Origin of the sequence: Mesorhizobium sp. M8A.F.Ca.ET.208.01.1.1 (assembly GCF_004791315.1) — a bacterium.
GTDB lineage: Bacteria > Pseudomonadota > Alphaproteobacteria > Rhizobiales > Rhizobiaceae > Mesorhizobium.
Window position 1 is genome coordinate 326,225 of the sequence record NZ_SRUT01000002.1, and the last position, 11,366, is coordinate 337,590.

Genomic DNA, 11,366 nt, shown 5'->3' on the forward strand with positions numbered 1-11,366 from the left:
GGAGACGTGGATGCCGCGCAAACTCGACCTCAGAACCGGCCGGCCTGTCTGGTCGGCCTATCGCGCGCCCACGGTGCCGACCGACAGTCTGACCCGGGACGTCAAGACCGATGTGCTGATCATCGGCATGGGGATCAGCGGCGCCATGATGGCCGAGGCGCTGACAGCAGACGGTCACTCCGTGGCGTGCATCGACCGCCGCGGACCGCTGAAAGGCTCGACGGCGGCAACCACGGCGCTGGTGCAGTTCGAAATCGACCAGCCGCTTTCAATTCTGTCGAGAATGATTGGCAAGGCCGAGGCACGGCAGGCCTGGCGACGCTCGCGGCTGGCCGTTTCCAATCTCGCCGCCCGCGTCACCGAACTCGGCATCACCTGCGGCATGAGCCGAACCCAATCGCTCTATCTGGCCGGCACCGCGCTCGGCCCCTCGGAACTGCGTGAGGAGGCCAAAGCGCGCCGGCAAGCTGGCATCGCCGCGACCTACTTGACCCCTCGGCCGCTCGCCGAGGCGTTCGGCATCGACCGCGATGGCGCCATCCTCAGCCATGGCAACATCGCGCTCGACCCGCGCAAGCTGACAGCAGGACTGCTGCTCGAGGCGCTCGGGCGCAAGGCTCGTCTCTACATGCCCGTCGAAGCGACGGCGATCAAGGACAGTGCCGACGAGGTGGTCGTGGCAACCAGGGACGGCCCCACCATCACGGCGCGGCATGTCGTCCTGGCCACCGGTTACGAACTGGTCGACATCGTGCCGGCGGCGGCCCACCAGATCATCTCGACCTGGGCGATCGCGACGCGCCCACAGCCACGAAAGCTCTGGCCGGGTGCGACGTTCATCTGGGAGGCGTCGGATCCCTACCTCTATGTCAGGGCGACCACCGACGGCCGGGTCGTATGCGGCGGTGAGGACGAGGATTTCGTCGACGAGACACAGCGAGACGAACTCATCCCCGACAAGAGCGAACGGATTGCCGAAAAGCTTGGCAGGCTGTTGCCGCATCTCGACACCAGGCCCGAATTTGCCTGGACCGGCTCCTTCGGCACGACGACCACTGGCCTCCCTTGCATCGGCGCCATTCCCAGGCATCCGCGCATCCATGCCGTGATGGGTTATGGCGGCAACGGCATCACCTTCTCGCGCATCGCTGCCGAGATCGTTCCGGCCTCGATCCGCGGGCTTGAAGACACGGATGCAAGCCTGTTTGCCTTCAACCACTGAGTGTATACTCGCAAACAATCCCTCATCACCTAATTGTAACGTTGCTGAAACACACTTAAGTCTTTGGTGAAGTCGGCTGCGTGGGAATGGCTCGCGCGGCCTGCCTCTGAGGGAGAACCAAATGGATTTCAGTGGTTTCGATATTGCGGTCGTTGTTCTGGTCGCGCTTGTCGTGCTGGTGCTGTTCAAGGGCATCAAAACAATTCCGCAGGGATACAACTATACCGTCGAACGCTTTGGTCGTTACACCAAGACACTGAGCCCCGGCCTCAACCTCATCACACCATTCGTTGACCGCATCGGCGCCAAGATGAACATGATGGAACAGGTGCTCGACGTTCCGAGCCAGGAGATCATCACCCGCGACAACGCCATCGTCGGCGTCGACGGCATCGCTTTCTACCAGATCCTCAACGCGGCACAGGCCGCCTATCAGGTTGCCGGCCTGCAGAACGCCATCCTCAACCTGACGATGACCAACATCCGTACTGTCATGGGCTCGATGGACCTCGATGAGCTGTTGTCCAACCGCGACGCCATCAACGAGCGCCTGCTGCGCGTCGTCGACGAAGCGGCGCATCCGTGGGGCATCAAGATCACCCGCGTCGAGATCAAGGACATAAACCCGCCGGCGAACCTGATCGAATCGATGGGCCGCCAGATGACCGCCGAGCGCAACAAGCGCGCGCAAATCCTGGCCGCCGAAGGCCTCAAACAGTCGCAGATCCTCGAAGCCGAGGGCCGCAAGGAAGCCGCCTTCCGCGACGCCGAGGCGCGCGAACGCTCCGCCGAAGCCGAAGCCCGCGCCACCCAGGTGGTGTCGGAAGCGATTTCCAAGGGCGACGTGCAAGCGCTGAACTACTTCGTCGCCCAGAAATACACCGAGGCCTTGACCAGGATCGGTTCGGCCACCAACAGCAAGGTCGTGCTGATGCCCCTGGAAGCCTCCTCGCTGATCGGCACGCTCGGCGGTATCGGCGAGATCGCCAAGGAAGTCTTCCGCAGCGAAGGCACGACCGGTGCGCAAAGGCAGGCAGCGCGTCCGCCTGTCGTCAGGCCCTCCGAAAACTGAGATAGGCCACGCTCATGATCGACCGCATCGTTTCTGAACTCGGCCCGTGGAACTGGATGGTTCTGGGCTTCGTGCTGCTGGTTATAGAGGTCATCGCGCCGGGTTTCTTCATGCTTTGGATCGGCATCGCCGCCCTGATCGTCGGCGCGGTGTCGCTGCTGATCTGGGATGCCGCCATCTGGACATGGCAGGTCCAGGTGCTGCTGTTCCTCGTGCTGTCGCTGGTTTCAGCCTTTGTCGGCAAGAAACTCATGGGCGGACGCGACCAGCCGACCGACCAGCCCCTGCTCAACCGCCGTGGTGCGCAGATGATCGGCAGGATGGCGACACTTGCCGAACCGATCCGCGACGGCCGTGGCCGCATCAAGCTCGGCGACACGCTGTGGCGCGTTTCCGGCCCGGACCTGCCCGCCGGCACCCAAGTCCGCGTCACCGCCGCCGCCGACACCGATCTGGAATTGACGGTGGAGCAGGTCTGAATTTCAGCTCGCCATTACCTGAATGCCGCCGACGCGCAGGTGTGCTGAGATTCAGGTCAGGGCGAGTCGAAAATGGCTGATGCCGAGAACCGGAGCGGAGCGTACTTTTCGTACGCGAGCTCAGTTCTACTGCGACGCAGTAGAACGGGGAAGCCCAGGAATCAGCCATTTGCAGGCCGACCTCACCTGAATATCAGCGCACCTCAGGCTGCGCCGATGCGCAGCAGGTCGTGAAAATGCACCACGCCCAGCGGCATGTTGTTCCTGGTCACCACCAGTGCGCCGATATTGTGCTCGTTGAGCAGCGCGATGGCCGTACCTGCTAGCGTCTGCGGGTCGACCGTCTTGGGTGTGCGGGTCATCACCTCGTCGACGATGACATCGGCCAGGTTACGGTGCAGGTTGCGCGCCACATCGCCGTCGGTGATGATCCCGGCCAATTCGCCATTCGCGTCGACGATCAGGACGCAGCCGACCTTCTTCTGCGACAACGTCATCACCGCTTCCGGCATCTTGGTGCCGACGACGGCCAGCGGCATCTGGTCGCCGACCCGCATGATCTCGGAGACCATGGTCAGGTTGGCGCCAAGCTGGCCGCCGGGATGGAAGGTGCGAAAATGGTCCGGCGTGAAGCCGCGCGCCTCGAGCAGCGCGATCGCCAGCGCGTCGCCGACGACCAGCTGCAGCAGCGTCGATGTTGTCGGCGCCAGGCCATGCGGGCAGGCCTCGGGGGTGCGTGGCAACAAAAGCACGACGTCGGCCGCGCGTGCCAGCGCCGACGTCTCTCCGGAGGTGACGGCGATGAGCGGAATGGAAAACCGCCGGGAATAGGCGACGATACCCATCATCTCCTTGCTCTCGCCCGACCACGAGATCGCGATGATGGCATCGTCCTTGGCGATCATGCCGAGATCACCATGATTGGCCTCGGCGGGATGGACGAAGAAGGCAGGCGTGCCGGTCGAGGCCAGCGTCGCCGCGATCTTCGAACCGATATGGCCGCTTTTGCCGACACCGGTGACGATGAGCCGGCCCTCGATCTTCGAGATCATGTCGACGGCATGGGCAAAGGGCGCCGCCAGTCCGTTCTCGAGCGCCTCGGCAAGGGCCGCGATCCCGGCCTGCTCGGTTGCCACCGTTCTCAGCGCCGATTCGATCGACGCTTGCCTGTCCAGGGGCTTCTTATCGAGAGGTCTCGCATGCATGGCTGATGCGATTAGCGCTTTGCCGCCCGCCTGTCCAACAGAAATGGCCTTCCGCATGACGGCTGAATGTGTGCGGCAATTTGGGACAACGACAAGGATCAAAACGGAAGGCACGACGCGGACCCGCATTGTCGCCCGCGGAAATCGCGTTTGAACCGGGGACGCGCGCGGCCTCAACCCTCCGTTAACCATCCCCATTTACGGTTCGGTAAGTATGGCGCGCATGCGCCGCGCGAGCAGTGGTGGCGATGTCCGGGGTCCAGCCAGAAAAATCGAGAGGACGACGGGGCAACGCGGTCTGCGCCTTGCTGCTTGCGACCAGCGTCCTTGCCTTGCTGCGTCCTGCGCCACTCCAGGCCCAGGAAACGGAACTGCGTGGAGAAGTGTCGGAATCGGCGATCCTCTCCGACCAGCAGCGCAAGGCAAGAAACCTTGTTCTTGCCCAGCAAGCGGCGGCCAATGCTGCCGCGCAGGACGATGCGTCGGCGCGCACCTATCTGCCGGCCAGCGCCGGTGCCGTGCCTGACGATACCGACGCCGCGAACTCGACCACCAGCGTCTTCGACCCGCCCCAGGCCAGTGACGATATCTCCGCCGACGCACCGACGCCGCCCAAGCCGCGCCGCACTTCGGCCGCCAGGCAGAACGCGGCCGACAAGGCAAAGGACAAGGCTGCCGACAAGTCCAAGAAGAAAAAGGGCACCACGGCGGCTACGGATCCAACCACCACCGCCACGGCGACCACCACGGCGACGACTGACGATACCGACAACACCGCGACGGACCAGGAAGCGGCCAACCGCCGCGCACTCACCATCGACAGTGTGGACAGGCAGAAACTCGACGCCGGCGCCGAGCGCACCGCTGCGATCGAAGGCCAGAACAAGAAGCCCGAGGACGATCCGTTCGCCGCCACCGGTGTCAAATGGGGCTCCTTCGTCATCCGGCCGACCATCGAACAGGGGCTGACGGCGACGACGAACGGCGATTCGAGCAGTGCCGGCACGTCGGCGCTGCTGTCCGAGACGGCGCTGCGCTTTACCGCCGCTTCCGACTGGCGCGAAAACTCCGCGACCATCGACGGCTATGGCAATTTCCGCGAAACCGTGTCGGGCTACCCGGTTCACGATGCGCAGGGCCGCATCGAAGGCCAACTCAATGTCGACCTCGACAAGGAATTGCGCGCCATCGCCAAGCTCGGCTACGAAGCCGTGCCGGAATCGGCGTCTTCGCCCGATGCCATTGCCGGCGTCAGCACCCAGCCGCTGCGGCAGACGATTGATGGCAGCATCGGCGTCGAGAAGGCCGTCGGCAAGATGCAGTACACGTTGACCGGGGCGGTCTCACACGACTTCTACGGTGACGCCAAGCTCGCCGACGGCACCTCGCTGTCGCAGGAGGATCAAGACAACACGCTCTACACGGCAACCTTGCGCACCGGCTACGAGATTTCCCCGGCGCTCACGCCCTTCACCGAAATCGAGGTCGGCCGCCGGGCCTATGACCAGCGCATCGACGATGAAGGCTTCGAGCGCTCCTCGACGCGCCTCGGCGCCCGCGCGGGCCTGCAAGTCGACATGGGCGAGAAGCTGTCGGGTGAATTCTCGGCCGGCTGGCTCAGGGAAGCGATCGACGACAAAAGCCTTGAAGCGATTTCGGGTGCCACCGTCAATGCCGATCTAAAATGGTCGCCCGAACGCGGCAGCACGATCGGCCTGACCGGCAAGACCACTGTCGAGACCACGACCACATCAGGCGAAAGCGGCGATATCCTCTACTCCGGACGCCTGACGGGCGAACGCGTGATCCGATCCAATCTCACCGCGAATGCGGCACTGGGCCTGGACTGGCGCGACTATGTCGGCATCGACGGCCATGACAGGATCTTGAGCGCCGAGGCCGGCCTGACCTGGTGGCTGAACCGCTATGCCGGCCTCACCACCCGGGTGAGAACCGAAAAACTGACCAGCAACCTGCCCGGCCGCGACTACACCGCCAACAGCATCTACCTCGGCATGAAAGTGCAGCGCTGAACGCGTATGCACTTCGTCATCCTGGGGCGTAGCAAGGAGCGAAGCGACCCGGCGCAGACCCCAGGACCCATGCAGCGACTTATGGGTCGCCTCTGCGGTGATAGGCCTGGAGCATCTCTCTGGCTCCTGCTTCGCCGAGGATGACGAAAGTATGGGGCCTAAAACGCTGCCCCGCGCCGTTCTGATGGCTTCATCTCGTCGAGAAGCGTGCGGATCACGCCGGCCATGCTCTGGTTCATGTCGTTGCGCCACAGCGCGAAGGCGACATTGGCCTCGACAAAACCTTCCGGCGAGCCGCAATCGAAGGTGCGGCCCTGATAATGATAGCCGTAGAAGGCTTGCTGCTTTTCCAGCTTCAGCATCGCGTCGGTGAGCTGGATTTCGTTGCCGGCGCCCTTCTCCTGGCCTTCGAGAATTTTGAAGATTTCCGGCTGCAGGATGTAGCGGCCGTTGATGTAGAGGTTGGAGGGCGCTGTGCCGGTCTTCGGCTTTTCCACCATCTCGGTGATGCGGAAGCCGTGATGGGTGTCTTCGCCGCGGCCGACAATGCCGTATTTGTGAGCCTCCGCCGGGTCGCATTCCTGCACGGCGATGATGTTGTTGCCGGTTTCCTCGTAGAGTTCGACCATCGCCTTCGTGCAGCTCTTCTCCGACTGCATGATCATGTCGGGCAACAACAGCGCGAACGGCTCGTCGCCGACCAGTTCGCGCGCGCACCAGACGGCATGGCCGAGACCCATCGGCACCTGCTGGCGGGTGAAGCTGGTCTGGCCCGGCGCCGGCTGCAGCCGCTGCAGGCGGGCAAGCTGCTCGTCCTTGCCGCGCTGTGCCAGCGTGTCATAGAGCTCGAACTGGATATCGAAATGGTCCTCGATGACCGCCTTGTTGCGGCCGGTGACGAAGATGAAATGCTCGATGCCCGCCTCGCGCGCCTCATCGACGACATACTGGATGACCGGCCTGTCGACGACGGTCAGCATTTCCTTGGGAACGGCCTTGGTGGCCGGGAGAAACCGGGTTCCGAGGCCGGCGACCGGGAAAACTGCCTTGCGAACTCTCTTCATGCTTTCAATTATCCGTTTGCTGGCCGGCTCCGCAATCCCCATCTCGCGACATTTTCACGCCGGAATTGAAGATTACTGGAGCGGGTGAGGGAAACTTCCACCGGTTAAAGCATCGAGGTGTCTTTTCGTTCCAGGCGACGCCTATGGTAAACTAATTCCTAACCCGGTTCGGCGATGAATGGTCTTTCCTGAGACAAAGAAGGAGGAAAAGATGTCCGTTCGCAATGCCGCAAAACGTTTCAGCAGCGTCATGACGGCCGCAAGCCTCTCGCTCGCTTTGCTCATTCCCACCGGGCCGGCCTTCGCCGACGCCGGGTTCCGGCAATGGGTCGCCGGCTTCCGCGCCACCGCCGTGGCCGGCGGCGTTTCCGGCGCCGTCTACGACCAGGCCTTCCGGGGGATCAACGAGCCCGATCCGGTGGTGCTGGAAAAGGCCCGCACCCAGCCCGAATTCACCGCACCCGCCTGGGATTATTTCGACAACCGCGTCCATGACCAGTCCGTCGCCGTCGGGCAGCAGATGGCGAAAAAGTGGAAACCTTGGCTGGACAGGATCGAGGCGAGGTTCGGTGTCGACCGCTACGTGCTGTTGGCCATCTGGTCGATGGAATCGAACTATGGCGAGATCCTCAAGCGCGACGACATCATGCGCAATGTCGTCCGTTCGCTGGCGACTTTGGGATATGGCGACCCGAAACGTTCGAAATACGCCCGCACCCAGTTGGTCGCGGCGCTGAAGATCCTGCAGAGCGGCGACATCGACGAAAGCCACCTGATGGGCTCCTGGGCGGGTGCCATGGGCCAGACCCAGTTCATCCCGACCAGCTACCAGCACTATGCCGTCGACATGGACGGTAACGGCAAGCGCGACATCTGGAATTCCATTCCCGATGCGTTGGCGACATCGGCTAACCTGCTCAAGAAGAATGGCTGGCAGGCCGGCAAGACCTGGGGCTACGAAGTCACCTTGCCGGCAGGCAAATTGCCGGGCGGATCGAAGACCCTGGCGCAATGGCAGGCGCTCGGCGTCGTCAGGGCCAGCGGCAAACCGTTCAAGACCCTTACCGACAAGGCGACGCTGAAAGTGCCGGACGGCCGCGGCGGGCCGGCCTTCCTGATGATCAGGAATTTCTCGGTCATCAAGGCCTACAACAATGCCGACAAATACGCGCTCGCTGTCGGTCTGCTTGCCGATGAGATCGCTGGCGGCAACGGCCTGGTGCAGGACTGGCAGCGACCTTTCACCAAGCTCAGCTTCGAGGAAAGGCAGGAGTTGCAGAAGCGACTTTCCCAGCATGGCCTTTATGATGGCAAATTCGACGGCAAGATCGGTGACGGCTCGAAGACGGCCATCATGGCTTATCAGGCGAAGGTTGGCTTGGCCCAGGATGGCTATCCGAGCTTGGAAGTGCTGAAATGGCTCAGGCAAAAATAAAACCTGGCGTAGTTGAGTAGGGAGGGGGCGATTGGTTTGGCCTGCGCGCATCGGGACGGTCGTTCGTCGCATGCCGGTGCTGATTCTGGCCTTCGCCGTGCTCGCCATCGCTGTGGCCGGCGCCGTCCACGCCCCAGCCATGGCGCAGGAGCAGCCGCAGCAGAGCCGCGGCTGGTCGTTGCGCGACCTTCTGTTTCCGCGCCGCAGCGAGCGGGTCGAGCCGCCACTGGACATCCAGAAGGCGATACCCAAGCCGAAGAAGAAACCTCGTGCGCCTCGCCCACCCGAGGAGCCTGCAACGCTCGTGGCCGAAAAAGCGCCGGACGCCCGCACCGTCCTTGTGGTCGGCGACTTCATGGCGGCGGGTCTGGCCGAGGGTCTGGACGAAGCCTTCGCCGAGAATACCGGCGTCAGGATCGTTGACCGCAGCAATGGCTCGTCAGGCTTCGTGCGCGATGATTTCTACAACTGGCCCGAACAGATCAAATCGCTGATCGAAACCGAAAAGCCCGCCGCGGTGGTCGTCATGCTGGGGTCTAACGACCGCCAGCAGATGAAGGTCGGGGACGTACGCGAGCAGCCTCGTTCCGAAAACTGGACCAAGGAGTACGAACACCGTACCGATGAGTTCGGCAAGGCAATCGCCACCGCCAAGGTGCCTTTCCTATGGGTGGGCATGCCGGCCTTCCGGGTGCCGAAGATGACCTCGGACATGCTGGCCTTCAACGACATCTACCACAAGGCGGCCGAAAGCCACGGCGGCGAATTCGTCGATGTCTGGGACGGTTTCGTCGACGAGAACGGGGCCTTCATTACCAGCGGCCCCGACATGAATGGCCAGCCCGTGCGGCTGCGCGCCGATGACGGCATCAACGTGTCCAAGGCAGGCAAGCGCAAACTCGCCTTCTACACCGAAAAGTCGCTGGTGAAGATCCTTGGACTGGCCGCGCCGGGAAGCGTGGCACCGACGGCGGCGCCGGCGGGCGCACCGGTCGAGGCGCCCGGTTCGGCCGCCGCCCCCATCGTCATCGATCGCACCCAACCCATGCTGCTCAGCGATCCCGCGCTCGACGGCGGCACCGAATTGCTCGGCGCCGCCCCACTGCCGAAGGCCGATCCAGCTCTTCCCGGGGAAAGGTTGGTGATCGAGGGCAAGGCGCCGGAAGCTTCGCCCGGACGCGCCGACGACTTTTCCTGGCCGCCGAAGGCAAGTCCGGCAGCCGCGGCGGCGGCCGCCGATACCACGACGGCGATTACCCCTTAACGCGGCAGGACGGTCGTCCCCATCAGCGCCTCGTCGATCGAGCGTGCCGCTTGGCGGCCTTCGCGGATCGCCCAGACGACCAGCGACTGGCCACGGCGCACGTCGCCCGCCGCGTAGAGCCGGTCGACGCTGGTCCTGTAGTCGCGGTCATTGGCCTCGACATTCCTGGAACGGCGGCTGTCGGTGGTGATCTTCATCTCACCCTCCAGTTCCGCCGCAACGCCTGCCGTCGCCGGTCCGGCAAAGCCGATGGCGATGAAGGCGAGATCGGCGCGGATGACGAATTCGGTGCCGGCGATCGGCTTACGCTTCTCGTCGACCTCGCAGCATTTGACGCCCGTAAGCTGGCCTTCCTCGCCGATGAATTCGAGCGTCGCCACCTGGAATTCGCGCTCCGCGCCCTCGGCCTGCGAGGACGAGGTGCGCATCTTGGTTGCCCAGTAGGGCCAGACGGCGAGCTTGTCTTCCTTCTCGGGCGGCTGCGGGCGGATGTCGAGCTGGGTGACGCGCACGGCGCCCTGGCGGAAGGCGGTGCCGACGCAGTCGGAGGCGGTATCGCCACCACCGACGACAACGACATGCTGGCCACCGGCGATGATCGGATGCGACGGCCATGCCACGGACTGGATTGGCTCACCGCCGACGCGGCGGTTCTGCTGCACCAGATAGGGCATCGCGTCATGCACACCGCCGAGATCATCGCCGGGTATCCCGGCGGCGCGCGGCGTTTCCGAACCGCCGCAATAGAGCACGGCATCATGTTCTGCGAGGAGTTCAGCCACGGGCTTGTCGACGCCGACATTGACGCCACAGTGGAAGGTCACCCCCTCGCCCTGCATCTGTTCGATGCGCCGGTCGATATAGTGCTTCTCGATCTTGAAGTCGGGAATGCCGTAACGCATCAGCCCGCCTGGCCGGCTCTCTCGCTCATAGACATGCACGTCGTGGCCGGCGCGGCCGAGTTGCTGGGCGGCCGCCATGCCGGCCGGGCCGGACCCGATGATGGCGACCCGCTTGCCGGTCTTCCTTTCCGGCGGATAGGGCCTGATGTGGCCGGTCTCATAAGCCTTGTCCGCGATCGCCTGCTCCACCGTCTTGATGGCGACAGGAATGTCCTCGAGGTTCAGCGTGCAGGCTTCCTCGCAAGGTGCCGGGCAGATGCGGCCGGTGAACTCCGGGAAGTTGTTGGTCGAGTGCAGGTTGCGGATCGCGTTGTCCCAGTCCCTGTTGTAGACGAGGTCGTTCCAGTCGGGGATCTGGTTGTGGATCGGGCAGCCGGTCGGCCCGTGGCAGAACGGAATGCCGCAATCCATGCAGCGGGCGGCCTGTTTCTCCACCTCCTTGTCCGACATCGGCAGCGTGAATTCGCGGAAATGCCGGATGCGGTCGGAGGCCGGCTGGTACTTGTGCACCTGCCGGTCGATTTCGAGAAAGCCTGTTACCTTGCCCATAGTCCAGTTCCTGCTGTCCAGATGGTGCGGTTTTCGCCGCACCCGTTAACCTCTTGAGGCAGCCATGGCAACCTTGAGCCCGAGGTCAAACTGTCGATGAAGGGGCCGGGAAGCCTGGGCTCCCCGGCAATTCTCAAAAAT

9 protein-coding genes are annotated in these 11,366 nt (G+C 63.6%); 6 read left to right on the plus strand and 3 right to left on the minus strand.

Translation table 11 applies throughout. The features are described from left to right. Positions 1–10: 10 nt before the first annotated feature. The 3 genes from EN851_RS12120 to EN851_RS12130 all read left to right on the plus strand — a co-directional run bounded on the left by EN851_RS12120 (position 11) and on the right by EN851_RS12130 (position 2,773). Positions 11–1,222 carry an FAD-dependent oxidoreductase gene (locus EN851_RS12120; RefSeq protein ID WP_135929305.1) on the plus strand — a complete coding sequence of 404 codons (1,212 nt, stop codon included), beginning with the start codon at positions 11–13 and terminating at the stop codon, positions 1,220–1,222. Positions 1,223–1,343: 121 nt separating this feature from the next. Beyond that, positions 1,344–2,294 carry an SPFH domain-containing protein gene (locus EN851_RS12125; protein WP_127278883.1) on the plus strand — a complete coding sequence of 317 codons (951 nt, stop codon included), beginning with the start codon at positions 1,344–1,346 and terminating at the stop codon, positions 2,292–2,294. 14 nt (positions 2,295–2,308) lie between these two features. Next, the gene (locus EN851_RS12130) at positions 2,309–2,773 is read left to right on the plus strand and encodes an NfeD family protein (RefSeq protein ID WP_135929306.1); all 465 of its coding nucleotides are present in this window, start codon (positions 2,309–2,311) and stop codon (positions 2,771–2,773) included. A gap of 203 nt (positions 2,774–2,976) precedes the next feature. Here EN851_RS12130 and EN851_RS12135 read toward each other — a convergent pair whose 3' ends face one another. Continuing rightward, positions 2,977–3,978, minus strand: coding sequence for a KpsF/GutQ family sugar-phosphate isomerase (locus EN851_RS12135; protein WP_127278885.1), 1,002 nt, complete (start codon positions 3,976–3,978; stop codon positions 2,977–2,979). Positions 3,979–4,226: 248 nt separating this feature from the next. Between EN851_RS12135 and EN851_RS12140 the strand changes: the two genes are divergently transcribed. Then, entirely contained in the window at positions 4,227–6,011 is a 1,785-nt protein-coding gene (locus EN851_RS12140; RefSeq protein WP_189521837.1) for an outer membrane beta-barrel protein, read from the plus strand. A gap of 158 nt (positions 6,012–6,169) precedes the next feature. On the opposite strand, the gene galU is transcribed toward EN851_RS12140, so the two are convergent. Next, positions 6,170–7,084 carry a UTP--glucose-1-phosphate uridylyltransferase GalU gene (galU, locus tag EN851_RS12145; RefSeq protein WP_189521863.1) on the minus strand — a complete coding sequence of 305 codons (915 nt, stop codon included), beginning with the start codon at positions 7,082–7,084 and terminating at the stop codon, positions 6,170–6,172. 202 nt (positions 7,085–7,286) lie between these two features. Here galU and EN851_RS12150 point away from each other — a divergent pair, with 202 nt between their 5' ends. Both EN851_RS12150 and EN851_RS12155 read left to right on the plus strand, forming a co-directional pair. Beyond that, complete coding sequence (locus EN851_RS12150; RefSeq protein ID WP_135918988.1) at positions 7,287–8,510, plus strand: lytic murein transglycosylase; 1,224 nt, start codon at positions 7,287–7,289, stop codon at positions 8,508–8,510. A gap of 31 nt (positions 8,511–8,541) precedes the next feature. Then, on the plus strand, positions 8,542–9,774 hold the full coding sequence (locus EN851_RS12155) for a DUF459 domain-containing protein (RefSeq protein WP_135929307.1): 1,233 nt from the start codon (positions 8,542–8,544) through the stop codon (positions 9,772–9,774). Here EN851_RS12155 and EN851_RS12160 read toward each other — a convergent pair. Next, complete coding sequence (locus EN851_RS12160) at positions 9,771–11,225, minus strand: glutamate synthase subunit beta (protein WP_127869907.1); 1,455 nt, start codon at positions 11,223–11,225, stop codon at positions 9,771–9,773. The two genes, EN851_RS12155 and EN851_RS12160, sit on opposite strands and share 4 nt — an antisense overlap. Positions 11,226–11,366: the final 141 nt, after the last annotated feature.